This is a genomic window from Curtobacterium sp. MMLR14_010, assembly GCF_001865015.1.
GTDB lineage: Bacteria > Actinomycetota > Actinomycetes > Actinomycetales > Microbacteriaceae > Curtobacterium.
Map to the genome: position 1 here is coordinate 60,157 of NZ_MJGV01000101.1, position 26,091 is coordinate 86,247.

The 26,091-nt window shown below is 70.6% G+C and carries 31 protein-coding genes and 1 tRNA gene; 11 read left to right on the forward strand and 21 right to left on the reverse strand.

Annotated features, from left to right (window positions below; all coding sequences use genetic code 11):
* Nucleotides 1–66: 66 nt before the first annotated feature.
* A complete protein-coding gene (locus BIU98_RS17815) occupies nucleotides 67–1,113 on the reverse strand; it encodes an NAD(P)-dependent alcohol dehydrogenase (protein ID WP_071279569.1) in 1,047 nt (348 codons plus the stop codon).
* 389 nt (nucleotides 1,114–1,502) lie between these two features.
* Between BIU98_RS17815 and BIU98_RS19645 the strand changes: the two genes are divergently transcribed.
* Nucleotides 1,503–1,661 (forward strand): hypothetical protein, encoded by a 159-nt coding sequence (locus BIU98_RS19645; RefSeq protein ID WP_175481417.1) that lies wholly within the window; start codon nucleotides 1,503–1,505, stop codon nucleotides 1,659–1,661.
* 59 nt (nucleotides 1,662–1,720) lie between these two features.
* Here the strand turns inward: BIU98_RS19645 and BIU98_RS17820 are convergent, their stop codons facing one another.
* The 6 genes from BIU98_RS17820 to BIU98_RS17845 form a co-directional block, all read right to left on the reverse strand.
* Nucleotides 1,721–2,395, reverse strand: a complete 675-nt coding sequence (locus tag BIU98_RS17820; protein ID WP_071279571.1) for a DUF6766 family protein — start codon at nucleotides 2,393–2,395, stop codon at nucleotides 1,721–1,723.
* A gap of 81 nt (nucleotides 2,396–2,476) precedes the next feature.
* Nucleotides 2,477–2,881 carry a hypothetical protein gene (locus BIU98_RS17825; protein WP_071279758.1) on the reverse strand — a complete coding sequence of 135 codons (405 nt, stop codon included), beginning with the start codon at nucleotides 2,879–2,881 and terminating at the stop codon, nucleotides 2,477–2,479.
* A 137-nt stretch (nucleotides 2,882–3,018) separates the two neighbouring features.
* Entirely contained in the window at nucleotides 3,019–3,210 is a 192-nt protein-coding gene (locus BIU98_RS17830; protein ID WP_071279573.1) for a hypothetical protein, read from the reverse strand.
* Nucleotides 3,211–3,298: 88 nt separating this feature from the next.
* Nucleotides 3,299–4,414 (reverse strand): glycerate kinase, encoded by a 1,116-nt coding sequence (locus BIU98_RS17835; RefSeq protein ID WP_071279575.1) that lies wholly within the window; start codon nucleotides 4,412–4,414, stop codon nucleotides 3,299–3,301.
* A 25-nt stretch (nucleotides 4,415–4,439) separates the two neighbouring features.
* Nucleotides 4,440–5,549, reverse strand: coding sequence for an FAD-dependent oxidoreductase (locus BIU98_RS17840; protein ID WP_071279577.1), 1,110 nt, complete (start codon nucleotides 5,547–5,549; stop codon nucleotides 4,440–4,442).
* Nucleotides 5,550–5,581: 32 nt separating this feature from the next.
* Nucleotides 5,582–5,965 carry a hypothetical protein gene (locus BIU98_RS17845; protein ID WP_071279579.1) on the reverse strand — a complete coding sequence of 128 codons (384 nt, stop codon included), beginning with the start codon at nucleotides 5,963–5,965 and terminating at the stop codon, nucleotides 5,582–5,584.
* A 179-nt stretch (nucleotides 5,966–6,144) separates the two neighbouring features.
* On the opposite strand from BIU98_RS17845, the gene BIU98_RS19650 reads away from it, so the two are divergent.
* The gene (locus tag BIU98_RS19650; RefSeq protein ID WP_175481418.1) at nucleotides 6,145–6,303 is read left to right on the forward strand and encodes a hypothetical protein; all 159 of its coding nucleotides are present in this window, start codon (nucleotides 6,145–6,147) and stop codon (nucleotides 6,301–6,303) included.
* 211 nt (nucleotides 6,304–6,514) lie between these two features.
* On the opposite strand, the gene BIU98_RS17850 is transcribed toward BIU98_RS19650, so the two are convergent.
* The 3 genes from BIU98_RS17850 to BIU98_RS17860 form a co-directional block, all read right to left on the reverse strand.
* Nucleotides 6,515–7,444, reverse strand: coding sequence for a helix-turn-helix transcriptional regulator (locus BIU98_RS17850; RefSeq protein WP_071279581.1), 930 nt, complete (start codon nucleotides 7,442–7,444; stop codon nucleotides 6,515–6,517).
* A 122-nt stretch (nucleotides 7,445–7,566) separates the two neighbouring features.
* Nucleotides 7,567–7,929: a hypothetical protein gene (locus BIU98_RS17855; protein WP_071279583.1), complete on the reverse strand. Its 363-nt coding sequence runs from the start codon at nucleotides 7,927–7,929 to the stop codon at nucleotides 7,567–7,569.
* Nucleotides 7,930–7,938: 9 nt separating this feature from the next.
* On the reverse strand, nucleotides 7,939–8,346 hold the full coding sequence (locus tag BIU98_RS17860) for a nuclear transport factor 2 family protein (RefSeq protein WP_071279586.1): 408 nt from the start codon (nucleotides 8,344–8,346) through the stop codon (nucleotides 7,939–7,941).
* Nucleotides 8,347–8,472: 126 nt separating this feature from the next.
* On the opposite strand from BIU98_RS17860, the gene BIU98_RS17865 reads away from it, so the two are divergent.
* Nucleotides 8,473–9,069, forward strand: a complete 597-nt coding sequence (locus tag BIU98_RS17865; protein ID WP_071279588.1) for a TetR/AcrR family transcriptional regulator — start codon at nucleotides 8,473–8,475, stop codon at nucleotides 9,067–9,069.
* Nucleotides 9,070–9,101: 32 nt separating this feature from the next.
* Here BIU98_RS17865 and BIU98_RS17870 read toward each other — a convergent pair whose 3' ends face one another.
* A complete protein-coding gene (locus tag BIU98_RS17870; RefSeq protein WP_071279590.1) occupies nucleotides 9,102–9,647 on the reverse strand; it encodes a cysteine hydrolase family protein in 546 nt (181 codons plus the stop codon).
* A 4-nt stretch (nucleotides 9,648–9,651) separates the two neighbouring features.
* Nucleotides 9,652–10,110, reverse strand: a complete 459-nt coding sequence (locus BIU98_RS17875) for a MarR family winged helix-turn-helix transcriptional regulator (protein ID WP_071279592.1) — start codon at nucleotides 10,108–10,110, stop codon at nucleotides 9,652–9,654.
* A 62-nt stretch (nucleotides 10,111–10,172) separates the two neighbouring features.
* Between BIU98_RS17875 and BIU98_RS17880 the strand changes: the two genes are divergently transcribed.
* Nucleotides 10,173–11,087: an alpha/beta fold hydrolase gene (locus BIU98_RS17880; RefSeq protein ID WP_071279594.1), complete on the forward strand. Its 915-nt coding sequence runs from the start codon at nucleotides 10,173–10,175 to the stop codon at nucleotides 11,085–11,087.
* Nucleotides 11,088–11,263: 176 nt separating this feature from the next.
* On the forward strand, nucleotides 11,264–11,764 hold the full coding sequence (locus BIU98_RS17885) for a hypothetical protein (protein WP_071279596.1): 501 nt from the start codon (nucleotides 11,264–11,266) through the stop codon (nucleotides 11,762–11,764).
* 6 nt (nucleotides 11,765–11,770) lie between these two features.
* Here the strand turns inward: BIU98_RS17885 and BIU98_RS17890 are convergent, their stop codons facing one another.
* Entirely contained in the window at nucleotides 11,771–12,154 is a 384-nt protein-coding gene (locus tag BIU98_RS17890; protein ID WP_071279760.1) for a helix-turn-helix domain-containing protein, read from the reverse strand.
* A 175-nt stretch (nucleotides 12,155–12,329) separates the two neighbouring features.
* Between BIU98_RS17890 and BIU98_RS17895 the strand changes: the two genes are divergently transcribed.
* Entirely contained in the window at nucleotides 12,330–12,983 is a 654-nt protein-coding gene (locus BIU98_RS17895) for an NAD(P)H-dependent oxidoreductase (RefSeq protein WP_071279597.1), read from the forward strand.
* A gap of 37 nt (nucleotides 12,984–13,020) precedes the next feature.
* On the opposite strand, the gene BIU98_RS17900 is transcribed toward BIU98_RS17895, so the two are convergent.
* Nucleotides 13,021–13,094 (reverse strand) — tRNA-Gly (locus tag BIU98_RS17900).
* 230 nt (nucleotides 13,095–13,324) lie between these two features.
* On the opposite strand from BIU98_RS17900, the gene BIU98_RS17905 reads away from it, so the two are divergent.
* Both BIU98_RS17905 and BIU98_RS17910 read left to right on the forward strand, forming a co-directional pair.
* Nucleotides 13,325–14,422: a DUF6177 family protein gene (locus tag BIU98_RS17905; RefSeq protein WP_139200825.1), complete on the forward strand. Its 1,098-nt coding sequence runs from the start codon at nucleotides 13,325–13,327 to the stop codon at nucleotides 14,420–14,422.
* Complete coding sequence (locus BIU98_RS17910) at nucleotides 14,412–14,759, forward strand: hypothetical protein (protein ID WP_139200826.1); 348 nt, start codon at nucleotides 14,412–14,414, stop codon at nucleotides 14,757–14,759. Before BIU98_RS17905 ends, BIU98_RS17910 begins: the two co-directional genes overlap by 11 nt.
* Before the next feature lie 69 nt (nucleotides 14,760–14,828).
* On the opposite strand, the gene BIU98_RS17915 is transcribed toward BIU98_RS17910, so the two are convergent.
* The 3 genes from BIU98_RS17915 to BIU98_RS20020 form a co-directional block, all read right to left on the reverse strand.
* Complete coding sequence (locus BIU98_RS17915) at nucleotides 14,829–16,874, reverse strand: cytochrome c oxidase assembly protein (RefSeq protein WP_071279608.1); 2,046 nt, start codon at nucleotides 16,872–16,874, stop codon at nucleotides 14,829–14,831.
* A gap of 86 nt (nucleotides 16,875–16,960) precedes the next feature.
* Nucleotides 16,961–17,656, reverse strand: a complete 696-nt coding sequence (locus BIU98_RS17920) for a DUF6882 domain-containing protein (protein WP_139200827.1) — start codon at nucleotides 17,654–17,656, stop codon at nucleotides 16,961–16,963.
* Between the two features lie 10 nt (nucleotides 17,657–17,666).
* The gene (locus BIU98_RS20020) at nucleotides 17,667–18,797 is read right to left on the reverse strand and encodes a GNAT family N-acetyltransferase (RefSeq protein ID WP_071279612.1); all 1,131 of its coding nucleotides are present in this window, start codon (nucleotides 18,795–18,797) and stop codon (nucleotides 17,667–17,669) included.
* An 86-nt stretch (nucleotides 18,798–18,883) separates the two neighbouring features.
* Here BIU98_RS20020 and dcd point away from each other — a divergent pair, with 86 nt between their 5' ends.
* Genes dcd through BIU98_RS17940 form a run of 3 tightly spaced genes read left to right on the forward strand, consistent with a single transcriptional unit; the run spans nucleotide 18,884 to nucleotide 20,357 of the window.
* Entirely contained in the window at nucleotides 18,884–19,471 is a 588-nt protein-coding gene (gene dcd, locus BIU98_RS17930; protein WP_071279613.1) for a dCTP deaminase, read from the forward strand.
* 44 nt (nucleotides 19,472–19,515) lie between these two features.
* Nucleotides 19,516–20,031, forward strand: coding sequence for a helix-turn-helix domain-containing protein (locus BIU98_RS17935; RefSeq protein WP_083393386.1), 516 nt, complete (start codon nucleotides 19,516–19,518; stop codon nucleotides 20,029–20,031).
* Nucleotides 20,028–20,357: a DUF86 domain-containing protein gene (locus tag BIU98_RS17940; protein WP_071279615.1), complete on the forward strand. Its 330-nt coding sequence runs from the start codon at nucleotides 20,028–20,030 to the stop codon at nucleotides 20,355–20,357. Before BIU98_RS17935 ends, BIU98_RS17940 begins: the two co-directional genes overlap by 4 nt.
* A gap of 184 nt (nucleotides 20,358–20,541) precedes the next feature.
* On the opposite strand, the gene BIU98_RS17945 is transcribed toward BIU98_RS17940, so the two are convergent.
* The 4 genes from BIU98_RS17945 to BIU98_RS17960 form a co-directional block, all read right to left on the reverse strand.
* A complete protein-coding gene (locus tag BIU98_RS17945; protein ID WP_071279617.1) occupies nucleotides 20,542–21,645 on the reverse strand; it encodes a sugar-binding protein in 1,104 nt (367 codons plus the stop codon).
* Nucleotides 21,646–21,706: 61 nt separating this feature from the next.
* On the reverse strand, nucleotides 21,707–22,999 hold the full coding sequence (gene mmsB / locus BIU98_RS17950) for a multiple monosaccharide ABC transporter permease (protein WP_071279619.1): 1,293 nt from the start codon (nucleotides 22,997–22,999) through the stop codon (nucleotides 21,707–21,709).
* Complete coding sequence (gene mmsA, locus BIU98_RS17955; RefSeq protein WP_071279764.1) at nucleotides 22,996–24,519, reverse strand: multiple monosaccharide ABC transporter ATP-binding protein; 1,524 nt, start codon at nucleotides 24,517–24,519, stop codon at nucleotides 22,996–22,998. The genes mmsB and mmsA overlap by 4 nt, the downstream gene beginning before the upstream one ends.
* Before the next feature lie 355 nt (nucleotides 24,520–24,874).
* Nucleotides 24,875–25,897 carry a LacI family DNA-binding transcriptional regulator gene (locus BIU98_RS17960; RefSeq protein WP_071279622.1) on the reverse strand — a complete coding sequence of 341 codons (1,023 nt, stop codon included), beginning with the start codon at nucleotides 25,895–25,897 and terminating at the stop codon, nucleotides 24,875–24,877.
* Between the last annotated feature and the right edge of the window lie 194 nt (nucleotides 25,898–26,091).

Here is a 26,091-nt window from a genome sequence, read left to right on the forward strand (position 1 = left end):
GACGAGGGAGCAGGAGACGCCCGGTCGGACGTCCGCTGCTCCCTCGTCGGGGATGGTGCGCCTGGACTACGCCAGCGTCGCCGTGTCGATCACGAAGCGGTAGCGGACGTCCGAGGACAGCACGCGCTCGTAGGCCTCGTTGATCTGGTCGGCGCTGATGAGCTCGGTCTCCGGCAGGATCCCGTGCTCGGCACAGAAGTCCAGCATCTCCTGCGTCTCCTTGATGCCGCCGATGGCCGAACCGGCCCAGCTGAGGCGGCGCGGGATCAGGGCGAACGCGGGGACCTCGAGCGGCTCCGACGGGGCGCCGACGTTGACGAGCGTGCCGTCGACCTTGAGCAGGCCGAGGTACGCGCCCATCGGGATCTTCGCCGAGACGGTGTTGATGATGAGCTCGAACGAGTTCGCGAGCTTCTCGAACGTCTCCGGGTCCTTCGTCGCGAAGTGGGCCTTCGCGCCGTAGCGGAGCGAGTCCTCCTGCTTCGACGTGGTCTGCGACAGGACCGTGACCTCGGCGCCGAGCGCGACGGCGATCTTCACGGCCATGTGGCCGAGGCCACCCATGCCGATGACGGCGACCTTCGTGCCGGGGCCGGCCTTCCAGTGGTGCAGCGGCGAGTAGGTCGTGATGCCGGCGCAGAGGAGCGGGGCGACCTTCTCGATGTCGAGCGACTCGGGGACACGGAGGACGAAGTCCTGGTCGACGACGATCGCCTGGGAGTAACCGCCCTGGGTGATCGTGCCGTCGGCCGGGTCGACGCTCGTGTAGGTGCCGGTGTTGCCCTTGAGGCAGTACTGCTCCTGGCCGGCGAGGCACTGCTCGCACTCGCCGCAGGAGTTCACCATGCAGCCGACGCCGACACGGTCGCCGACCTGGTGCTTCGTGACGTTCTCGCCGACGGCGCGGACGTGGCCGACGATCTCGTGGCCGACGACCTGGGGGTACTGGATGTCGCCCCACTCGCCGCGGACGGTGTGGATGTCGGAGTGGCAGATGCCGGCGTAGGCGATGTCGATCTCGACGTCGTCGGGGCCGACGTCGCGGCGCTCGATGGTGGTCTTGACGAGTGGTTCGGTGGCGGACGGTGCCGCGTACGCGTTGACGGTGCGCATTGGTCTCCTCGTGGGGTTCCGGGGGACGAGCCGGTGGGCTCGCAGCGTGCGTGCCGGTGGGCTCGCACGGGGCGGACCGGTGGGGTCCGCGGGTGCGGACCGGTGGGGTCCGCGGGTGCGGACGGTGGGGTCCGCGATGGTGGACCGCTTCCGGCCCGTCGTCCATGGTGCCCGGTGGAGCGCTCCTGAGGGAGGCACGGACAGGGCACCCCGCGCCGCTGACCAGTTCACGCACCCGGCTTCGACAGCGGGACCCCCGGCCCTTACGGTGGAGGAACCGAGATGGTACCGATTCCGTCGTCACGATGTCACCCGCGTCCTGCGGATCCCTGACACAGCGGAACACCTCGGCAGCACGGGCCTTCACCGCCCACGAGAGGGCTGGTCGCATGACCGCCGCAACTGCTTCCCTGCCCACCCACGAATGGCACCGCCGCGGACTCCGTTCCCCCGCCGAGATCGCCGCCCTGGTCGAGGCCCGCCTCGTCCACTTCACCGACCTGCACGAACCGACCTACGCGGACTTCCTCGGCGAACAGGTCGCCTGAGCGCTGCGCCAGCACACCGCCTGACCGCTGACCGCTGCCCGTCCTGACCGCTGCCCCCGTCAGGCGCCGGTGTCCTCGTGGCTCGCCCCGACGGGCTTCGACTCGGACGACCCGCGAGCACGGAGCACGATGCCCAGCACGGCCATGCTCCCGACGGCGAGGAACTCCGACTGCCAGTTCTGCAGCGTGCGGTTCCAGAAGTCCGCGCTGTGGACGTACTCGACCCAGGTGACCGGGGCCTCCAGTGCGGTGAGCTGTTCCTCGTCGTACGCGACCACCCCGGCCACGGACTGCGCCAGCCACGACAGCAGGAAGATGCCGCCCATCACGATGAGCAGTGAGTGTGCGAACAGGACCTGCCGCAGACCACCGGCACGGGCCCACGCCGGGGAGTCCGGTCGTGCGAAGCGGCCGACCCGCTGCTCCTGGTCCGAACCCGGGCCCGCCTGGTCCACGTCCTTGGACTCCGACGAGCCGCGCTGCACGAACCAGATCGTCGCCCAGATGTAGAGCAGGAACTGCAGGTACTCCGACTGCCAGTTCTCGGCCACGTCGGCGGCGAAGCTCGACGAGGTGACGTACTCGACCCACCCGACGGACACGAGTCCCTCGGAGGTCTGCGTCTCGTTGAACGACGCCCACCCCGCGAAGGACTGCCCGACGAGCGCGGCCACGAACAGCACGCCGAAGAACAGGCTGAGCGAGTTCTGCTTCAGGAACCGCACCGCGGTCACCGCCCCAGCAGCCCGAGGGTCAGGAAGTACCCGAGCCCCACGGCGATCACCACGACGTAGCCCCAGACGACGCGGCGCACGTCAGCTCCCGTCCACGGTGCAGTCGTACGGGGCGTCGGTCTCCGGCGTGCACCCCGCGGCACGGACGAGCCAGGTCGATCCGGAGCGGGCGAGGAACAGTGCTGACCCATCCCGGTCGACCATCGCCGCACGGCCGTGGACCCGGGTGTCGTCAGGAGCAACGGCGGACGGCACCGCGAGCCGGAGTCGGCCGATCCCGGTCGCGCACGCCACCCCGCTCACCGTCTCGACGTCCTCACGCGCATCCCGCGTGAGGAGCGCGCACGCTCCGGCGCCGTGGCCAGCCGAGACCGCCCGCGCGAACTGCTCGGCGGTGGTCTCGGCCCCGGTCCGTGCCGATCCGCCGGCACTGCACCCGGTCACGACGACCAGGACGAGCGCTGCCGTGCCGACGGCGGTCGACATGCGTCCGACCACAGTCGAGGGTCGCGGTCGCGGTGCTCGTGCTGGCCCGTCCATGGCCCCGGAGTACCCCTGGGTGGCTGGACCGACTCCGAGCTGGACCGACTCCGAGCTGGGACGACTCCCCGCGGGACCGACTCCTAGCTGCGCGGCGTCCGGGCGAAGAAGAGCGCCAGCGCCCCGAGCACACCTGCGCCGATGATCAGGACCCAGGCGACGGCTCCGACGGCACCGTCCCACGGAGCGATCAGGAGCCCGATCCCCACGAGCAGCAGCACCAGGGCTGCGACGAGGGTCAGGACGTGCGGTCTGCGGGTCCAGGAGCCTGCCATGTGTCCACCGTACGCAGGACGGCTGTGCCGCCCGTGCTCGCGCGGTCGGTCGCGCGGAGCCCGCGGCCGCCCGCACGCCAGCCTGCACTCACGCCCGCGCGGCCAACCGCTGCCCCGCGATCCGGGCGAAGCGCAGCGGATCAGCCATGGCGTCGGACGGCTCGCCCGTCGTCTGTGTCGCGATCACCGTGAGCGAGGCCGCCGCGTCGAAGTCGTCCACCGGCGCGTCGATCGCCCCCGCGACGAGCATCCGCCGGCGACCCTCTGCCATCGTGCACACGACCGACGCGACCTTGCCCGCGGCGGACTGCCCGTCGAAGCGTCCCTCGCCCGTGACCACGACGTCAGCGGCCGCGACCACGTCGGGCAGCCCGAGCACCGCAGCCACCGCACCGGCTCCCCGCGCCAGCGTCGCGCCCCACACCAGCAGCCCGAACCCGGCCCCGCCCGCGGCACCGGCCCCGGGCGTCGTCGGGTCGACGTCAGGGAAGCGCGCGGCCCAGGCGGCCAGCCGGGCCTCGTGCACGGCGACCCGGTCGGGCGTGACGCCCTTCTGCGGTCCGAACACCGCCGCGGCACCGGTCGGGCCGAGGAGCGGTGACGTCACGTCGGTCAGCACGGTGACGCCGAGTGGCGGCAGGGGGCGGAGCGTCGACGTCGTCAGCTCCCCGAGACTGTCCAGCAGCGAGACCGAGCCCGTCCCGACCGGCGGGACGTCTGTCCCGACCGGCGGGACGTCGCCCGTCCCGACGCCGCCGAGCCCCAGCGCACCGAGCAGCCCCGCCCCGCCGTCCGTCGACGCGCTCCCGCCGATCCCGAGCACCAGCCCCGTCGCCCCGGCATCGAGCGCGGCGGCGACGGCCTCACCGAACCCGGTCGTCTGCGCGGCGTCGGGCTCGAGCGTCGACAGCAGCGGGAGCCCGCTCGTCGCCGCGAGCTCGACCACCGCGCGGCCGTCGGGCAGCGCGAGCCACTCGGTGTCCACGGCCGCACCGGCCGGCCCGGTCACCGTGACCGGCATGCGACGGGACCCGGGGACCGCGGCCGCGAACGCGTCGAGGGTGCCCTCACCGCCGTCGGCCATCGGCATCAGCGTCACGGTGTCGTCCGGACGGGTGGCCAGCCAGCCGTCCCGAATGGCGGCGGCGACGGCGGCAGCGGTGGCCGTCCCCTTGAACGAGTCCGGCGCGACGACGACATGCACGCAGCAACGCTAGCGGTCAGTCGCGTCAGCCGGTCAGCGCGAACCGCGGGTGCGGCGCCCCACCGGTCGCCAGGTCCGCGATCATCTCCCCGAGCAGCGGCGCGAACTTGAACCCGTGTCCCGAGAACCCCGTCGCGACCGTGACCGGTCCGCGTCGGTCGATGACGAAGTCGTCAGCGGGGGAGTTGTCGTACAGGCAGCTGATCGGTTCGGGCCGGCTCGCGTCGACTCCCGGCACGAAGCGCGCGACGTAGGCCTGCAGCCGCTCGAGCTCCTCGGGCACGGGCGTGCGGTCACGCTGGTCCGGGTCGACGACGGGGCCGGTCCCGTGGAACCCGACCTTGACGCCCTCGCCGGGGGTGAGCAGCCCGTAGACGTCGGCGCCGTCCTCCGGCCAGTGCACGAAGCTCGGCCAGGCGGCGTCCGGCAGGTGGCTGGGGAAGTGGGCCGGCTGCTCCTGGGTGACGCGGATGGCCGGGAGGCTCGCCCCGCGTCCCCGGAACATCTCGCCGACCAGCGTGGGGGCCCATGACCCGACCGCCGCCACGATGCTCGGTGCCGTCACCGCCGTGGTGCCGTCCGGGCCGTCGAGCGTCAGCGTCACGGTCTGCCCGTGGTCGTCGACGCCGGTGACCCGCGTGTCGAAGCGGAGTTCGGCGCCGTCCGACGCTGCCAGGTCGAGGAGCACCTCGACGGTGTCGGCCGAGCGGATCCGGCCGGCCGAGGCGTGGGTGAGGACGTGTCCCTCGAAGGTCAGGCCCGGCCACCGCGCTGCGGCCTGCTCGGGGGTGAGGCGTTCGTGGTCGATCCCGGCCGCGGCGAGCTCCCGGGCGATGGCGTCGACCTGCTCCGGTCGGCCGTGGTCGACGGCGCCGGTGCGGTCGAGCAGCGGACGGCCGCTGGCGGTCTCGAGGGCGACCCATGCCTCGAGGGCCCGCTGGCAGAGCGCGACGTACTCGGCGTCGGCGTAGCCCATCCGGAAGATGCGGCTGGCCCCGTGCGAGGAGCCGTGGTCGTGTCCGCGACCGTGCTGTTCGACGAGCAGGACCTGCTCACCCCGAGCGGCCAGCGAGCGTGCGGTGGCGGCACCGACGACCCCGCCCCCGATGACCACGTGGTCGAACGCAGCATGCATCCCGCGATCCTACGGCGGCGGTCGTGCCCGGCCTAGGCGTCGTCGGTCAGGCGGACGGTGGCCGCGCGCGCTGCGGCCAGGACGTCGGCGTCCGACGCGGTGGTGCCCTGCGCGGCGAACAGCGCGGCGCTGACGCTGTCGAACGCCATCTGCGCCCGGAGCCGCTCGGGCACGCTCGTCGATCCGGGCAGGACCCGGTCGATGACGGCGCCGAACAGGGACCGCCGATCCGTGCCGTCCGCCGCGAGCCGTTGCATGACGGGCCCGTTGGCGTGGGCGAAGCGCATCCCCTGCAGCCGTTCCTCGCCGGTGGAGTCGACCCATCGCAAGGCCGTCCGGCGGAGCAGGTCGGGCGTCCGGGGCTGGTCGTCGACCCAGGCGAGCAGGTCGTCGACCTCGGTGCGCCGGTTCTCCATGAGGGCGGCGAGGATCGCGTCCTTGCTCGCGAAGTGGTAGTAGAGCGACGACTTCGCCCTTCGACGGGAACGGCGTCAACCTCGCACTCCTCGACGGGGCCGAGCTCGCCCGCGCGGTCGTTGGGGCGCTCCGCGCAGGCACGGACCTCGCCGTCGCCGTCCGCGGGTACGAGGCGGTCATGACCGCCCGCGGCGCCGCGATGGGCAGGGCAGCGAACGACGCCATCGTCGAGCACTACGCCGTCGGTGGCCCAGACCTCGACAGCATCCCCGACTTCGACGACGAAGCCGAGCGCTGGCGGTCGAACGCCGCCGCCTACCGAGCCGACCAACCTTGACGCAGAGTGAAGGAGCGGGGAGTGGTTGGCTCCCCGCCCCTCTTCTCGACCGTCCCTGAACGACCGGATCGAGGCCCCTCCATGATCGGGCAGGCCGCTCGTCGAACCGGACCGTTCGTCCTCTGCTGCGCTGCTGGGCCGTGGATCCTGCGCCGGGTGTCTCCCCGGTGCGCTCTGCGTCCACGGCGACGCCGGCTGGAGGGCGACGTGCTCACCGCTCGAGCGTCTGCCGGGGTGACTCCTCGTACGCCTGGCGGTACGCCGTGCTGAAGCGGCCCAGGTTGGTGAACCCCCACACGCGTGCCACCTCGGTGACGGTCGTCTCCGCCGGCGTCGACGTCGCCAGGTGTTCAGGGGCGTGACGCAGACGGGCCTCGCGCAGGTACTCCGTCGGCGTCGTGTCGAGCGCCCGCCGGAACGCCAGCTGCACACCCCGGACGCTCATCCGCGCGGCCTGGGCGATCTCGACGATGCCGATCGGGGCGGCAGCGTTGTCCTCGATGAACTGCGCCGCACGGCGGACAGCGCTGGGCATGGCGGCGTCACCGGCAGGGGACCCGACCTGCTCGACCGTCATCCCGAACGCGTCCACCGCCGAGGCGAGGACGAGGTCGGTGGTGGCCTTGTGGATGAGCGCGTAGCTGCTGAGTGCCGAGGTGGAGAACACGCTCGCAGCGTGGCGGGCGACGTGGCACCAGTAGCTCGCTGCCGCGTCGGTGAGCGGTGCCGAGGACGCCGTCCGGAGGCGGCCACCCTGGTCGTCGGCTCCGACGTGTCGGGCGAGTGCGCCGACGCCGAGGTTGACCACCATCAGGTGGTGGTCCGACGACCATGAGCGGGCGATCCCCGGACGGAGCAGGAAGGGCCTCGCCGTGTCGAGGGGGTCGTCGTTGCTCGTGGCGCGGTAGTCCCCGCCGGACGCCATCCCGATGCCGATGACCTCGTCGAAGCGGACGGCGAGCTCGGACCGCGAACTCACCTCGAACCGCGCGATGCTGACCGCGTCCCCGTCGCCGACGACCCGCTGCTTGTACGTGAAGGGCGCCACACACTCACGGAAGGCGCTGCCGGGGTAGACCCGCTGGACGAGTTCCTGTGCCTCGTCGCGGTCGTGCGTCGTGAACCTCGCGTCGCCGAGCATGCCCTGCCTCCTCCTGGGGGAGTGTTCCTGATCCGAGCATCGGCTGGTGGGGCCGGCCCAGGTCAGGTCAGCGTACCGAGGAGACCCGGCGCAGGTGTTCGGCGGACACGCACACCGCCCGACTACGGCCGTTCGTCCACGAGGGCGACGAACCGGCTGCCCACGCCGTCGACCTCACGCCGGACGAGCCCAGCGGTCGGGTCCGGTGCCTGGTAGGGCGCGTGGTAGTCGCACATCAGGTGGTCCCAGTCCGGCCACCACTTCTTGGGCCGCGCCTCTTCGGAGTAGCCACAGACCGAGCACTCGAGGTGGACCCAGACCTTCTTGGTGCCGGTGCGGTTCGCCCGGGACTGCACGAGCCAGGCGGGCGGATCCTGCTCGATCGCCTCGAGTTCGGCTTCACTGAGGCGCGACGGGATCCCGTGATGGGTCGCCATCTCGATCGGGATGTCGAGGCGGACGGCGGCATCGCGTCGGGAGAGCATCCCCCCAGGTTAGGTTCTGTCGCTGCTCGCCGCGTCGACGCGCTGGGGGACGATCTGCCGTCGGGTGATCCGCCAGCCCGCCCGCTCCCGACGGAGCACGTCGTGGTGCACGACCGCGGTGAGTGTCTGGTCCGCCATGAGCATGAGGCCCTTGGAGTCCACGGCCACCGCGTCGTCGACCTGGTCCCCGATGACCACGTTGCTCACGTAGTGGGCGACCGGGCCGTGCGGGCCCATCCGCTCCGCCAGTTCCCGCGCGTCGTCGATGCCGGTGAGCACCGGCATCCCCACCGCGCTCATGTCGTAGACGACGTCCGCACTGAAGACGGTGTCGATCTCGTCGAACCGGCCGTCGTCGAAGACGTGGCCCACCCGACTCAGCGTCTCCGTGATCGCCCAGCGGTCCTCGATGTCCATGGTTCGTCCTCTCGGTCGGGTCGGCCATCGGCGGTCGACCCTGTTGATGGTACTCAGTACCAGCCGGAACGCAATACCGATCAAGACCGCGACCCGGACTCCGCGCGGGGTCGGTACAGTCGTCGCATGACCTCGGCTCCGTCGCTCATCGAGCGCAAGCAGCAGGCGGCCAGGGACCGCATCGTGCGCGCGGCGGCGGACCTGTTCGACCAACGCGGCTTCGACAGCGTCTCGGTGTCCGACATCGCGGAGCGCGCAGAGGTCGGTCGGACCACCTTCTTCCGTCACTTCGGCGACAAGCAGGAGGTCGTGTTCGCTCGTGAGGACGCACTCCTCGGTGCGTTGACGGCCGAGGGGCTCGACCTGGTCCCGTCCGACGACCGTTCGACGCGAGCAGCCGTGCAGGCCGTGCAGCCCCTCGTCCTGCAGCTGTCCGAGCGCATCACCGAGGACCCCGAGGACTACCGCCGACACGAGCGGCTGGTCGAGGGCAGCATCGAGCTCCGAGGACGCAGTGCCGCGAAGGCCCAGGTCATCGCTCGGCGACTCGGAGACCTCCTGGTGGACGCCGGGTGGGACGAGGGCACCGCGCGGCTCGCCGGGCAGATCGCACTGGCCTGTGCAGCGACGGCTCGTGCGACGTCGGACCAGCCCGGAGCACTCGTGCGCGACACCCGAGCGGCGTTCGCCCAGGTGCTGGACCTCGGCGCCGAGCGACCCTGACGCAGCGGGGCACGTGACCGGTCGTCAGCGGGTCAACGTGTCGACGTGAGTGCGACCTGGTCGTGCTGCTCGACGCCGAAGTGGAGCCCCGGGTAGCGCAGGCCGGAGAAGTACATGTTGGTGTGCGCGATGACCTGCCGGGCACTGATCGCCACGCCCTCGTGCTCGGCGTCGACGGTCGTATGTGCGTCACCGACCAGCGTGACGTCGAACCCCCGGACTGCCGCCGACTGCGTGGTGGTGCGGATGCAGTAGTCGGTCTGTGCGCCGGCGATCACGAGGTGCGTCGCGTTCGCCTCGGCGAGCACTGCGGCGAGTTCGGTGCCGACGAACGAGTCACGGCGGGTCTTCCGGACGAGGGGTTCACCCTGCCGCTGCGCCAGCGGAGGCGCGAGGTCCCATGCCGGGGTCCCCTCGGGGAAGTCGTCGTGGTCCTGGACCCAGACCACCGGGACGCCGGCCGCACGGGCACGCTCCACGAGCGTCGCGGTGCGGCGGGTCACCCCGTCGGCGTCGAAGCACCCGTCGAGGACGCCGACCTGCATGTCGATCACGATGACGGCAGTCGATCCTCGCATCGTCTCATCCTGGCAGTGACGCATCGGCCCCGGGCGAGGTGATCTCGGGGATCCGCCCGAGCAGCTGTTCCAGGACGGCCACGTGTTCGGCGCCCTCGCTGGTCTCGAGGCGCTCGAGGATCCGCTCGAACGCCGCTGCTCCGAGTGCCGTCCAGTCCCGGCCGCGTTCCGTGACCTGGAGCGGCCGTCGGCGAGCGTCCCCCTCGTCGACTCCACGGTCGACGTAGCCGAGGTCCTCGAGGGACCGGATCGTCTTCGCGGCAGCCTGCCGTGAGATGCCGAGGGCTCGTCCGAGCGCCGAGGCGTCGGACGCGCCGTGCTCGATCGCCTCCATCGCGAAGTGCAGCGCGGGGGTCGCGCCGGGGTGGCCTCGGCCGGCCAGGTCGTCGGTGACCTCGGCCGACATCGCGGTGAAAGCCCGGAGCAGCTGACTGGCCAGTCGCGCTCCTCGTGACGTCTCCATGCTCCGACGCTACCGGCACCACGGATTGACAACCCGGTTGTCGTACGCACTAGAATGACAACATGGTTACCAATCTGGAACACGACGAGCAGCGTCCATCCACCCTCGACGGCGTCGAGCACCACGTCGAGCAGGTCGACGGTCGGCCCGTGCACTGGGTGTCCGCAGGATCGGGTGGTTCCCCGGTCCTCCTGGTCCACGGGTTCCCTGAGACGTGGTGGGTCTTCCGACGGCTGATCCCGCTCCTCGCAGCCGAGCACCGGGTGATCGCGGTCGACCTCCCGGGGTTCGGCGGCTCCGTCCTCCAGGACGGCGACCGACCCGCGGACCACAGCAGTGCCGCAGCAGCCGCGACCCTGCACGCGCTCCTCGCCCGGCTCGGCGTCGGTCCGGTGCACCTCCTCGGCCAGGACATCGCCGGCAACACCGTCTTCCGACTCGCCGCCGAGCACCCGGAGGACGTGCGCAGCCTCATCGCCGTCGAGACACTCGTGTCCGGCTTCGGGCTGGAACAACTCGCGGACGTCGGCAACGGTGGCGCATGGCACATCGGGGCGATCGCGACACCGGGCGTCGCCGAGTTCGTCTTCACCGGGCGGGTGCGTGAGTTCCTCACCCGGATGTGGTTCCCGTTCCTCACCACCGTCACGGACGCGGTGACCCCGGCGGACGTCAACGAGCTCGAGCGTGCCTACTCGCAACCCGGTGCCTGGGCTGGCCCGCAGGGGCTGTACGCCTCAGCGCTCGCCGACGGAGACGAGCTCCGCGCGCTCGCCGCTTCCGCCGGCCTCCAGGTCCCGGTGCTCGCGGTCGACGGGATGGGCATGTCGTCCACGGCCGACGGCATGCGGTCCATCACCGACCGGGTCGAGGCAGTCCTGCTCGACGGCATCGGCCACCACGTCGCGATGGAGGCGCCCGACCGGCTCGCCGATGCGATGCGGTCCTTCATGGACCGGACCGACCATGAGCGCTGACGGGCCGATGCGCTGAGGCACTCGACGATCCGCCGACCGATGAAGCTCGTCCCACCCAGCACCAACACCTTCATGGGCCGATGGTTCCACAGCGGATGACTCGTCGCCGCCCACCCCCGGCGTCACTGGGCAGTCCTGACGTCGACGTGCCGGGGACCACGTGCCACGATCGCCGTGTGGCCACACTCGTGAGCGGGAACCCCGGGTCGGGGAAGTCGACCTTGACCGCGCTCCTGCGGAGCCGAGGTGTCCGGGCGCTCGATGCTGACGAGGTGCCCGGCCTGGCCGCGTGGACGAACTCGTCGGGAGACGTCGTCGGAGACGGTTCCCTCGAACCCACACCCGAGCTGCTGGAGACGTGCTCCTGGGGGTGGAACGGTCCGCGGGTCGAGCAGGTCGTCGACGAACTGGGCGAGGACGGGGTGCTCCTCGGGATCGCGGTGAACCAGTGGGACTTCGTCGACCTGTTCGACGGCCTGGTGCTGCTCGAGCTCGACGCGTCGACGCAACGTGATCGCGTCGCTTCCCGTGACCCGCTCTTCCGGGAGCAGATCGCCGCTGGTCTCCCGGTGATGCAGGCGCAGATGCTCGCTCATGGGGCGCAGGTGATCGATGCGACACGGGACCTGGAACACGTTGCTCGAGAACTGGTGACGCTCCTCCACAGCGGTCGATGACCTGGGTCATCCGCGTCGGTCGTCCGCCTCGCCGTCGAAGTGGTGCCGGTTGTCGGTGATCGCGTGCTGGTGTTCGCGCACCCAGTCGGCCAGGGCGAGTGCCACGTGCTGGAGCGACCGTCCGAGGTCGGTGAGTTCGTACTCGACCCGCGGCGGCACCTCGGCGTGGACGGTCCGCGAGACGAGTCCGTCGCGCTCCAGTGCGCGCAGCGTCACGGTCAGCATCCGGCGGGAGACACCGGGGATGATCTCGGCCAGCTTGGTGAACCGCTGCCGTTCGTCGCCGAGGACCCCGATCACCAGCAGCGTCCACTTGTCGCCCATGCGTGCCAGGAGCGACCGGAAGAGCTCCGGGTCCTCGCTCGTGCACAGCTCGACCATCGTGGGCATGGACTGGCCGAGCCTGGTCTGCAGCGCGTCCAGTGCTGGCTGCTCCGTCATGGCGTCTCCAGTGGTCACTGCCGGGTAACAGGGGCTCAGTTGCGGTAACGGGAGCCCGGCGGGCAGGGTTACCGATCGTAACTGTAACCCGGGTCACCGGCCCGGGAACGATCGAAGGAGTGTCATGACCCTGTTCCGCCTGGACGCCAGCATCCGCACCGACGGCTCCACCAGCCGAGCGCTCGGCGACATCGTCGAAGCCGAGTGGAGTGCCGTGCACGCGGGCTCCGCGGTGACCCGCCGTCACGTCGGTACCGAGCCCGTTCCCGCAGGCGCCTGGGGTGACGCCGTCGCAGCGTCGGCGACGTCCGAGTCCGAGCGCACGCACGACCAGGCCGCCGCGATCGCCCTGGCGAGCGAACTGACCGACGAGCTCGCCGGTGCCGACGCGCTGCTGTTCGCCGTCCCGCTCTACAACTGGGGCGTCTCGCAGCACTTCAAGTCGTACGCCGACCTCGTGCTGACCGACCCGCGCATGACACCTGACGTCGTCCCGGTCACCGTGGGCAAGCCGGCCGTCCTGGTCACCGTGCAGGGTGGCAACTACTCCGCTGGTACGCCACGGGAGGGCTGGGACCACGCCACGGCCTGGATGCGGCGCATCCTCGAGGACGTCTGGCAGCTCGAACTCGAGGTGGTGACGCGCGAGTTCACGCTCGTGGGGGTGAACCCGGCCCTGGACCAGTTCACGGAGCTGGCCGACCAGCTGCGGGTCCGAGCCGAGGAGGAGGCGGTCCGGCACGGTCGCGCGTTCGCGAACCGACCGAGAGCCGCGTGAGCAATCACGAGCTGCGATGGGAGTCGCGCGGAGATCCTGGAGCGAGTGACGGGAATCGAACCCGCGCTACCAGCTTGGGAAGCTGGAGTTCTACCATTGAACTACACTCGCGCGCCCGCTCAGCGGGACTCGACAACCATACCGGATTCCGCCCTGGACGCCAGCCGACTGCGCGCCGTGCGCCGATCCGCCGGGGCCGAGCCGAGCCTCCCGGCCGCCGTCGGACGCGACCATGCGTGATGGCCGTGTCTCCCCTGTGAGGGCGCCCCGCTGACGGACAGGTGTCGGGGCCGTGTGTAGCGTCCAGGGAGTTGATCGACCCCGACCACGAGGAGGCCCGGATGGTCAGGCATCCCCTCATCGACGACGTGATCGGTTCCGCGATCGTGGTCGAGTCCGACTCCCAGGTCGTGTGGCTGACGGACGCGCTGGCCTCCCTGCTGCAGCGTGCCTCGGCCGCTGACCGTGTCGTCGTGCTGCGGACGCGGCCCGAGGCGGCCATCACGCCCGCGCTGCGCCACGCACTCGGTGCGCACGGAGCGGCCTGGGCCGTGACGGCGGCGGACGGCAGCCTGCGCGACGGCCGGACCGGGGTCGAGGCCGCGGGCGTCGAGGACTTCGTCACGCACGGACCGGAGCTGCTCGGGGTGCCGTCGCCGGCGCACCCGGTTGCCGAGGGCTCCGTCCGCCAGATCAGCATCGACCTGACCCTCCGTCACCACGCCGAGCGTGCGGTCGACATGGGCTCCGCGATCGAGGCCCTGTGTCACACCGTCGGAACCTGTCCGACGCGCTGGGGCACCTCCGAGCCGCTCGCCGTGCCGTGGGACCGCTGGGTCATCACGCAGTACGCCAAGCACGAGTCACCGGGCATCAGCACGTCCTACGCGGTGGGCGACGGCTTCTCGGCGACGATGACCGCGCACCTCACCGACGGCGTCGTCATCGAGACGATGTCCGCCGTCCTGACCGTGCCGGACGAGGGCAGCGACCCGGCGCTCGCCGAGCGCATGTTCAACGCCGTGCAACGGGTCGCCGGCCAGGTCATGCCCGTGTTCGGGGTCGTCATGCAGCGTCGCGGTGACGTCGACCACCTGGTCCGTCCCGTGTCGCACGGCGAGCCGGCGCCGCTCGCGGTCGTCGTCGGACCCGAGGCCACCGGACTGCTGGACCGCGGGGACGTCTGGCCGCCGCCGCACACCTCGACGTCGACCTTCGTCGGCGGGCCCGGTTCCGGCGACGGTGGTTCCGCCGGCGCGGGGCTCATCGTCCGGCTCGAGGACGGGTGGACGGCGCTCGAGGCCTTCCTCGACCGCATCGACGAGGACCGCTTCCTGCAGCTCGTCGGCGGCGCCCCGCTCGACCCCTCGCACGACGAGGGCTCCCTCGACGGCCACGTCAGCGCCGGTGGCGTGCACGGAGCGCACGGTGCCGCGTGACGTGACCCTGCTCTGCCGGGGACCGGTGGAGGTGCGGGAGGTCGCTGAGGCACTGCTCCTGCACGACGACACCTGGGGCGTCCGGGCGCTCGACGACGGTCCCGTGATGCAGGTCTGCCGTGACCAGGACCACCCCGTCGTGACCGTCCTCGGAGTCCGGCGCGTGGACGTCCTCGACGAGGTCGAGCGGATCCTGCCGGACGCTCCGCCCATGACGATCCCCGTGTGGTGGGTCGACACGGTGATGCCCGCCGGCCCGGACGGCGAGTCCGGGATCAGTGCAGCGCTCGAGGCCGCGATGGACCTCGACGCGGTGTGCATCGTGCACGGCGACTGAGCCGACAGACCCGCGCACGCGCGCGTCCGCGGGTGACCGGCGCCGAGGCGCCGGGCCGCTGCCGTGGCGTCAGTCGCGCTGGCGCATCGCGGTCAGGCGCTCGTTGTACGCCTTGAGCTCCGCGTCCCCGTCCCGTTCTGCCTGGCGGTCGAGGCGCTTCGCGTCGCGCTTGTCCGACTTCACCCAGTTGCGGACGACGAGCAGCGCGACGAACACCATCGGCAGCTCGGACGCGCCCCATGCGATGCCGCCGCCGGTGTGCTGGTCGGCGAGCAGCCCGACGTCGTTCGTCTGCCCGAGGGCGTGGAACCAGTCAGCGGCGTACACGGCCTGCGACGTCATCACCGCGACGCCGAAGAACGCGTGGAAGGCCAGGGTGGCCAGCAGCGCGATGATGAGGATCGGGTACTGCGGGCGCTGGGGACCCGGGTCGATGCCGATGAACACCCAGAAGAACAGGTAGCCGCTGAGCACGAAGTGGATGACCATCGCCACGTGCCACTCGTGTGACTGCATCGCGAACTGGAACGCCGGTGTGAAGTAGAACACCACGAGGGACCCGGCGAAGATCACCCCGGCGACGGCCGGCTTCGCCATGAACTGCATGTACCGGGAGTGCACGAACAGCATCAGCCACTCGCGGGCTCCGCGGGAGCCGTCGTTGCGCACCGGCAGGGTCCGCAGGGCCAGCAGCACCGGGCCGCCGAGCACGAGCGGCAGCGGCACGAACATCATCAGCAGCATGTGCTGGATCATGTGGGACGAGAAGTGGATCATGCCGTAGACCGACGGTCCGGCCGACGTGGTCCAGATGAAGACGGCACACCCGAGCAACCACGCGATCGTGCGGCCGACGGGCCACTTGTCCCCGCGCTTGCGGAGCTTGCGGACCGCGGACAGGTACCAGCCTGCTCCCACGACGGCGAGCGCGAGCCACACCCAGTCGATGTGCCACTGTGTCAGGAACGTGTGGAGCGTCTGCGTCGGGGGGTACGGGTAGCCGATGAGCCCGGAGCGGGTGTCCTGACCGGTCTCGGGCGTCTGCGGGATCGGCGGCTGGCTGCGCGACACCGCGACCGAGACGCCGATGGCGACGGCCATGAAGACGACCTCGGCCAGGGCGAACCGGGTGAAGGATCGGCGGTCGAGCGGGGAGCGCAGCAGGGCGGGGACGAGCTTGCGGCGCTGGACGATGCCGGCCAGCCCGAGCAGCACGAGGATCACGGCCTTGACGGTGATGAGCCAGCCGTAGGTCGTCGTGACGAGGTCGAGCGGCCCGGTCAGGCGGAGTGACGCGTTGACGATGCCCGAGAACGCGACGGCCGCGAACGACCAGCCGGCGAGGGTCGAGTACCGCGCGACGACCCGGCCGGTGGCGCCCTTCGTGCCGGTGCGGAGCAGGAGCACGGCGACGAGGCCGCCGGCCCAGACGCAGACCCCGATGAGGTGGATCGCGAGGGAGTTCACCGCGTTGGCGTGCTCGAGCGCCCCGGCGGCGTGGCCGGAGAGGGCGAGGGGCAGCAGCGCGAACAGGCCGGCGACCGTGGCCACCGCGAGCGTCGTGACGCGGGTGGCGAAGGCCGCGAGCACCGTCGCGATGAGGATCGCGACGGCCGACACCACGAGCGACTGCCCGATCTCGACCTGGAACGCGAAGACCATGAAGTTGCGGGCGAACAGCGGCGACGTGATCGAGGACCCGAGGGTGTTCGCGCCGGTGAAGACGATGCCGACGACGGCGGAGAGGAACCACACGGCCCCGGTCGTCGCCGCCCAGCGGACCGCCCGGTGCTGCACGCTCGAGATGGCCCGGTGGTCGGCCTTCTGCGCGGGGAGCGCGAACGCCGCGACGATGAGCAGGCCGATCGTCAGCGCGGCCATGGTGTCGTGCACGGCCCGCGCGACGGGGAGGCCGTACTGCACGAGGTCGCCGGCGCTGACGAGCTGCTGGTTCGCGGTGAAGGCCCCGGTCACGGTCATGCCGAGGATCGAGCACGCGACGGCGAGCGGAACGGCGACGGCGAGCACGGTCGCGACGGTGGACGTGCGAGCGGTGACGGGCGCCGCTTCCGGCGTCGGGCCTCCAGCGGTGGTTGCGGTGGTGGTGACGGACATCGACCTGTTCCGGGGACGCTTGCGCCCGCGAGACCGCGGACCCTCCATCGTAGGCGCGCGGGCCTGGATCCCGGCCGTCCGTCTGCTCAGGAGCTCGCGGTGGCCTGCATGTCCCGCAGGCGGCCCTGCTCGTCGAACTCGATGGTGATCGTGCCGCCGGAGAGGGTCAGGGTGCGGCCGTCCCACGGCGCACCGCGGAGCGAGGCCCAGCTCGCGACGGCCCGGCGGTGGTCCTGGACGTCGATCGACCGGATGCCCTCGCCGAACACGCGGAGCATGCGGGGGACCGTCGGGGCGTCGAAGAGCAGGCCCTCGAGCAGCAGCCAGACCCGGGTGCCCCCGCCGACGTCGGCGTTGTAGCCGAACCAGGTGCCGCTCGCCAGCCGTGCCGCGATCGACAGGCCCCAGCCGAGCTGGTACCCGGTGCGGACGGCGTCGTCGTCTGCAGCGCCGTCGAACGGCACCTCACCCTGAACGAGTTCGGGTACGTCGTACCGTTCGCCGAGTGCCCGCGTCGCCGCTGCTGCGGTGAGCACCTGCTCCGGGTGCTGGCCCGGGTTCGCCCAGCCCCACAGCCAGCTGCGCGGGCCCGGGGCAGCGGTGCCGAGGAACTGCACCGGGAAGGTGGCGGGGTCGGAGCCTGAGAAGTGGAACTGCCCCGCGGCCAGGTCCACGTTCCACTGCTCGTGGTCCTCGAAGCGGTCGGCCAGTGCCAGCTGGGCCTCGTAGGCCAGGAAGACCCCGTCGTCGATGAGTGCCTGCATCCCCCGAGAGCGCGTCATGCGGCCGACCCTACCCGGCGCCCCCGGCGCCACCGGCACCTCCGCCACCCCCGGCGCCCACCCGGCGCTCCCAGATCCCCTCGCTGCCGACACCGACGAACCCGACGGCCTCGTTGACGTCGAGCATCGGGCGGTTCTCCTCGGCGTTGAACGTGATGATCGACGGGTGCCCGGGGTGGTCCCGTTCGACGGTCTCGATGCCCACGACCTTGAGCAGCCACCCGAGCCGGTGCCCGCGGTGCTCGCGCAGCACGAGCGTGTCCCACTGGAAGACGGGCTCGGTTGTCTCGTCCGGCACCGCCAGCTGGGTGAACCCGGCCAGGACCCCGCTCGGGACGTGCTCGACGGCGACGGTCAGCATCGTGCGCGGTGACCGGTCGAGCAGCGCGTCGTGCTCCTGCAGACGCTCGACCGTCCAGACGTCCTCGGGTTCCTCCATGTCGCCGTCCGGGGCGTCGGTGCTCATCCGGGTCTCGAGCAGGGCGATGCCCTCCTGCCACCGCGGGGGCGTCGGTCCGGACCACGCGTGTACCCGGAAGTCGGTCCCGGCGGCGGTCGCGGCACGGTCGTGCAGCGCCTGGACCACCGCACGATCGGTGGGCAGCGCGAGTCGACTGATCCGGTTCACCTGGCCGAACCGCCACCCACGCCCGGTCAGGAAGCGGACGCCCGCCTCGTCCTCCGGCACGGCGCCGAACCCGGTGGGGGCCTGCAGGTACCCGGGGCCCGTCGCCGGTCCGACCTGCCGCGAGACGGCGTATGTCTTCCACTGCGTGCGGCCCTCGGCCTGCGCGATGCCCTCCAGGTGGTCGGCGAGCAGCGTCCCGACACCACGACGGCGGTGCTCGGGGTCGACGCCGACGGAGAGCCAGCAGTTCGGCGTCCCGGGGGCGGTCTTCGAGTCGTAGGAGCCGGCAGCGACGACGACGTCGTGGTCGTCCCGCACGACGAACAGCCGACTCGGTGCCTCCGGGTCGTGCATCATCGCCAGCTGGGCCTCGGCGGTCCAGACGAGTTCGGCCAGCCCGTGGACGGCCACCTCGGAGCGGGCCGAGACCGCCACCCACTCGCGGAACGCCGCGACCGCCGCCGGGTCGTCGTCCATGGTCCTCGGCACGTCGAGCTCGATGACGCGGTACACGGTGGTCCCCTCCCGCCACCGTGCACGGCGCAGGGCAGCCGGCCAGCCTACCGGCGCGCCGATCCCGGCCGCTAGGCTTCAGTACCGTGCTGCTCTCCGACCGCGACATCACCGCCCAGCTCGCCGCCGGACGGATCGGCCTCGACCCCCACGACGCCTCACTCGTCCAGCCCTCGAGCATCGACGTCCGTCTGGACAAGTACTTCCGGCTGTTCGACAACCACAAGTACCCGCACATCGACCCGGCGGTCGACCAGCCCGACCTCACCCGACTGGTCGAGACCGACCCGGACGAGGCCTTCGTGCTGCACCCCGGCGAGTTCGTCCTCGGCTCGACGTACGAAGTCGTCACCCTGCCCGACGACATCGCGGCCCGGCTCGAGGGCAAGAGCTCACTCGGCCGCCTCGGCCTGCTGACGCACTCCACCGCCGGGTTCATCGACCCGGGCTTCTCGGGCCACGTCACGCTCGAGCTCTCGAACGTGGCCACCCTGCCGATCAAGCTCTGGCCGGGCATGAAGATCGGGCAGCTCTGCTTCTTCCAGCTGTCGAGCCCGGCGGACAAGCCCTACGGCTCGGCCGAGTACCAGTCGCGGTACCAGGGCCAGCGCGGCCCGACGGCGTCCCGCTCGGCGCTCAACTTCCACCGCGCGGACGTGTCCGAGCGGGACTGACACGATCCGGGTACGAAATACAGAATGGTGTGTATCGTTGCACCATGACCGGAGTTCCGACACGGACACCGCAGCCCGTCTCCGCCGCTGACCTCATCCGCGACGCCCGCGACCGCGCCGCGCTCACCCAGGTGCAGCTCGCCCGTCGCGCCGGGGTCACGCAGAGCGTCATCAGCACGTACGAGAACGGTCGCCGCGAACCCTCGCTCGCCGCACTGCAGCGGCTGCTCCACGCCGCCGGGTTCCTGACCGTGATCGACCTCGAGCCGGTCGCCACCGCGAAGTCGCTCCGCGAGCGTGTCACGGCCCACCGCACCGAACTGTGCGACGCCGTCACCCGGCTCGGTGGCAGCAACCCGCGGCTCTTCGGCAGCGTTGCGCGCGGGGAGGACGGCCCGGACAGCGACGTCGACCTGATGGTCGACCTCTGCCCGGGACTCGGGATCTTCACGCTGATGCGCATCCAGGACGCGGCCGAGCAGGTGCTCGGCGTCCGAGTCGACGTCGTCGACGCCGACGGCATGCGCCCGGAGATCGTCCGACAGGCGGTGCCCCTGTGAACCGGGACGTCGACCAACGACTCGAGGACGTCATCCGTGCGTGCCGCGTCATCGGCCGGTACGTGTCGGCGGACACCCTGCCCGAGGACGTGGTCTACGACGCCATCCGGATGCGCCTGGTCGAGATCGGCGAAGCGGTGCGGATGCTCCCCGTCGCGGTGACCGCCGGCGAACCCGGCATCCCGTGGTCGCGCGTCTCGCTGCTGGGGGAGCGGCTCACGCGCCGGTACTTCGACACCACCCCGGCGCTCGTCTTCGGTACCGCGCAGGTCGACGTCCCGCACCTGCAGCAGGCAGCGCAGCGGCTCCGGGCCAGCCAGCGCTGACGGCGGGTGCGGTCGGTCGCGGCCCGGGTCCCACCGGACGGGAGGCTCGGCTCGGGCTGGCACCGAGCCTCCCGTCCGGCCGTGGTCGCGACCACGGCGTCAGCCCGGCCGTCCACGCACGTCCCGGGAACGGGACAGGGCCCCGTCCGCGATGCGGACGGGGCCCTGTGGGTGGAACGAGTGACTACTCGCCGGCCTTGGCCAGCTTCTCGAGTGCGTCGTTGCCCTTGTAGGCCTCGACGGCGTTGTCCTTCGTGACGAGCACCGGGGTGAGCTCGACGGCGGGGACGACCTTCACACCGTTGTCGTTGTTCTTGTCCTTGGTCGTCTTCGGCGTCTTGCCGTCGGCGATGTCGGACACCAGGTCGATGGCCGCCTGGGCCTCGTCCGTCGTGTTCTTGTAGATGGTCGAGTACTGCGTGCCGTCCATGATGAGCGGGATCGACGCGGTCTCGGAGTCCTGACCGGTGACGACGGGGTTGTCCTTGCCGGCGGCCTTGGTCGCGGTGAGGATCGCACGGGCGAGGGTGTCGTTCGGCGACAGGACGCCGTCGAGCTTGGTGTCGCCCGAGTAGTACTGCGAGATCAGGTCGGTCATGCGCGACTGGGCGTTCTGCGCGAGCCAGCCCTTGGTCTGCACCTTCTGGAAGGTGGTCTGACCCGAGACGACCTTGAGGGTGCCGTCGTCGATCTTCGGCTGCAGGACGTTCATCGCACCGTTGAAGAAGACCGTGGCGTTGGCGTCGTCGGCCGAGCCGGCGAAGAGCTCGACGTTGTACGGGCCGTTGCCGCCCTTCTCCTTGAGGCCCTTGAGGAGGGCATTGGCCTGGAGCTGGCCGACCTTGTAGTTGTTGAACGCGACGTAGTAGTCGACGTTCTTGGTGTTCAGGATGTTGCGGTCCCAGGCGATGACGACGGCGCCCGAGGACTTCGCCGACTTGACCTGCGAGGTGAGCTGCGAACCGTCGGCGGCACCGATGATGACGGCCTTGGCGCCCTTGGTGATCATGCCCGAGATCTGCGACTGCTGGTCCGGCACGGGGCTGCTGGCGTTGGCGTACTGGATGTCGGCCTTGAAGCCGGCGTCCTCGATCGACTTCTTGAACGCGGCGCCCGCGAGGACCCAGTTCTGCGAGGTCTTGGCGGGGAGGGCGACGCCGATGAGGTCGCCCTTCTTGATGGCCGCGTCGGAACCGTTGCCGGAGTCCGAGCCGCGGGCCGAGCAGCCGCTGAGGGCGAGGCCGGTGATGAGCGCCAGGCTGAGGCCGGCGACGATCTTCTTGCGCATGTGATTGCTTTCTCTTCGTTGAGGAGGGTGGGGCCGAGGCCCCGCTGTGAGGGGTGGAGGGCTAGGGGAGGGTGACCTTCTCGGGCTGGTCCTCGATGGACCGCGGCTGCTGAGCCGCCACCGTGTTCTGGTCGGTGTCCTTGCGCTGGAACTGCCGCATCATGCCGCCGATCAGGGACGGACGCCCCTGCGACTTCGAGTAGACGTCGAAGGCGACGGCCACGAGCAGGACCAGACCGCGGATGATCTGCACCTTGTTGGACTCGAGGCCCATCAGCTGCAGGCCGTTGGACAGCAGCGCCATCACGAGACCACCGATGATCGAGCCGGAGATCGTGCCGACACCACCGGCGACGGCAGCACCACCAACGAAGACGGCGGCGATCGCGTCGAGCTCCCAGCCGGTGCCGTCCGCGGGGCCGGAGGCACCCGAGTAGGCGACGAACACCATGCCGGCGACGGCGGCGAGGACGGACATGTTCATCATGACGAAGAAGTTGACCTTCTTCGCGCTGACACCGGAGAGCACTGCGGCGCTGGAGTTGCCACCGACCGCGTAGACCTGGCGACCGAAGATCGTGTTCTTCGTGACGAAGCCGTAGACGATGGTCAGGACGCCGAGGATGATCGCGACGATCGGGACCGAGGTGCCCACGGGGCCGGCGCCGAACAGGTACGTGGCGACGAGCGTGACCGCGACGAGGATGCCGGTGCGGACGATCGAGACCCACAGCGGCGGGACCTCTGCCTGCATCTTGCGACGACGGGCACGGCCACGGGCCTCGATGATGATCAGCGCGGCGACGGTGACCAGGCCGATGAGCAGGGTGCCGTTGCTGTAGCCGAAGTCCGGACCGAAGTCACCGAGGAAGCCGGCGCCGATCGGGGTGTAGCCGTTCGGGACGGGGACCGAGGTCGAGTTGCCGATGATCTGGTTTACGCCACGGAAGATGAGCTGACCGGCGAGGGTCACGATGAACGCCGGGACGCGGACGAAGGCGACCCAGAAGCCCTGCCAGGCACCGATGAGCGCACCGACGGCCAGGCCGAGGATGATCGCTGCCCACACCGGGAAGTGCCAGACCGACATGGACTGCGCCACGATGATGCCGACGACCGCCGCGACCGAACCGACCGACAGGTCGATGTGGCCGGCGATGATCACCATGACCATGCCGAGCGCCAGGATCAGGATGTAGGAGTACTGCAGGAACAGGTTGATCACGTTGGTGGGCTCGAGGATGAGGCCCTGGGTCGTGATCGAGAAGAAGATCAGCAGCGCGATGAGCGCGATGATCATGCCGTACTGGCCGATGCTGTTGCCCTTGCCGAAGAGCTGTTTCAGGTTGTTCATGAGGCGTTGGCGCCCTTCCGCGCGGAGGTCATGCTGCGCATGAGCGATTCAGGATCGGCCTGGTCGGCCGGGAGGTCAGCGGTGATCTGACCCTCGAAGATGGTGTAGATGCGGTCGGACAGACCGAGCAGTTCGGGGAGCTCGGAGGAGATGAGGATGATGCCCTTCCCCTCGGCTGCGAGCTGCTGGATGATGCCGTAGATCTCGAACTTGGCACCCACGTCGATGCCGCGGGTGGGCTCGTCGAGGATGAGCAGGTCGGGGTCGGTGAACATCCACTTCGACAGGACGACCTTCTGCTGGTTCCCACCGGAGAGCTTGCCGACGTTGTCCTCGACGCTCGGCACCTTCGTGCGGAGCAGCTTCCGGTACTTCTCGGCGACCGAGTACTCCTCGAGCGAGTCGACGACACCGGCCTTCGAGATCTTCGGGAGGTCGGCGGCGACGGTGGAGCGCTTGACGGTGTCGAGCAGGTTCAGGCCGAGTGCCTTGCGGTCCTCGGAGACGTAGCCGATGCCGTTGTCGATGGCCTGCTGCACGTTGTTGACCTTGATCTCGCGGCCGTCCTTGAGGATCGTGCCGCCGAGGAAGGTGCCGTACGAGTGGCCGAAGATGCTCATCGCGAGCTCGGTGCGTCCGGCGCCCATGAGCCCCGCGAAGCCGACGATCTCGCCACGGCGCACGTGGAAGTTCGAGCCCTTGCAGACCAGGCGCGACGAGTCGAGCGGGTGCTGCACGGTCCAGTCGCGGACCTCGAAGAAGGTCTCGCCGATCTTCGGGGTGCGGTCGGGGAAGCGCGACTCGAGCGAGCGGCCGACCATGCCGCGGATGATGCGGTCCTCGTTGACGCCGTCCGCCTTGACGTTGAGCGTCTCGATGGTCTTGCCGTCACGGATGATCGTGATGCTGTCCGCGATCTGCTCGATCTCGTTGAGCTTGTGGCTGATGATGATGCTCGAGATGCCCTTGGCCTTGAGGCCGACGATCAGGTCGAGCAGGTGCTGCGAGTCGTTCTCGTTCAGGGCCGCGGTGGGCTCGTCGAGGATGAGCAGCTTGACGTCCTTGTGCAGCGCCTTCGCGATCTCCACGAGCTGCTGCTTGCCGACGCCGATGTTCTTGATCTGCGTGTCCGGGTCGTCGCGGAGGCCGACGCGGGCGAGCAGGTCCTGGGCGCGCAGCTGGGCGGCGGTCCAGTCGATGGCACCGAAGCGGCTGGGCTCGTTGCCGAGGAACAGGTTCTCGGTGATCGAGAGCTCCGGGATCAGCGCGAGCTCCTGGTGGATGATCACGATGCCGGCCTGCTCGGACTGCTTGATGCCCGAGAAGCGGACTTCCTGGCCCTCGAAGACGATCTCGCCGGTGTAGGTCCCGTACGGGTAGACGCCGGAGAGGACCTTCATGAGGGTCGACTTGCCGGCACCGTTCTCGCCGCAGATCGCGTGGACCTCGCCGGCGCGGACGTTGAGCGAGACCTCCGAGAGGGCCTTCACACCAGGGAACTCCTTGGTGATCGAGCGCATCTCGAGGATGGTCTCGGGTGCTGTGATCGACCGGGTCTCGAGTCCGGTGTCGATCGGGGTTGACGCCACGGTGCATCTCCTTCTGCCGCTGCGATGCGGCAGTCCTTCGGGTGGTCCTGCTGCGGCAGCGAAGGCGCAGGATGCCTGCGTGGACTTCGTTGTCGCGTCCAGTGCCCCAGCCCGTGTGACGGTGATGTGAACGGTCACATCGGCTGGAACGGAGGTAATACTACGCACGGCTGCGGCCCGGGTGTCAATTCGGATCGGTCGCGTTTCGGTAACGGTGGCCGTGTCGGTGGGATCACCGACATCTGGTGTCCCCCGATTTGGGGTTCGGAGTTGCGTTCTCCGGCCACTACCCGCGGTGACGCGGGGCGCTGGTCGACGCCCGCACGACTAGCTGCGGCACGATCTCGACGGCGCGGAGCACCTCGTCCTCGTCGGGCAGGAGCAGGTCGACGCAGCGGCGCCCGAGCTCGGCGAAGTCCACCTGCACGGTGGTGAGCGGCGGCCAGAAGTGCTTCGCCTCGGGGATGTCGTCGTAGCCCACCACGGACAGGTCACCCGGCACGTCGAGCCCGTACGACCGGGCGGCGTGCACGACCCCGAGGGCCATCGCGTCGTTCGAGCAGAACACCGCGGTGCAGTCGCGGTACCGCAGGAGCTCCCGTCCTGCGTGGTAGCCGAAGTCCGCGGTCCAGTCCCCGAGGATCGGCGGCTGCACGGGCTTGTCGCGGTCGGACATCTCGCGGAGGAAGCCCTGCATCCGGGCGTCGGCCTCGACCCAGTCCTGCGGGCCGGCGATGTGGCGGACGTACTCGTGGCCGAGGTCGAGCAGGTGCGCGGTCGCGAGCCGTGCGCCCTCCATCTGGTCGACCCAGAGGGCCGTCGGGTCCTCGCCGATGCTCGAGCGGAGGGTGACGTACGGCGTGCGGACGCCGAGCTCCTCGATGAGGTCGAACACCCGCTGCTGGGGCGCGATCACGATCATGCCCTCGACGTCCTGGTCGAGCAGGTGCCCGAGCCCGTCGCGCACCGCGGTGTCGGTCGGCTCGGCGATGTTCGCCGTCGTGACCGAGTACCCGCGGGCGACGGCGGCGTCCTCGATGGCCTGCATCGTGACGGCGGGGCCGTAGTGCGAGCGCTGGGCCGTCAGCACGCCGATCGTCCTGGTGCGGGACGTGACCAGTGCGCGGGCGGCCCGGTTCGGCCGGTACTGCAGCTGCTCCATCGCGGCGAGCACGCGGTCGCGGGTCTCGGCGCGGATGGCGTCGGAGTTGTTCAGGACCCGTGAGACGGTCTGGTGCGACACACCAGCGACCCGCGCGACGTCGCGGATGCTGGGCGATCGCGGTGGCTGTGTCCGCGTCGACGCCATGGCTTGCTCTCTCCCGCTCGGTGTCGTGGCACGCCCATGTGCACGTTCACATTCCGAGCCAGATCATTATGCACGCCCGTCGCCCGGGCGCCAGCCGGGAGGCGTCGGCGGCGGCGGCGCGGGCGCGGTGCGGCGTCGGTGCGGCGCGGGCGCGACACCGCCCCGTGCGAGCTTGCGCTCCCCGTGCCCGCAAT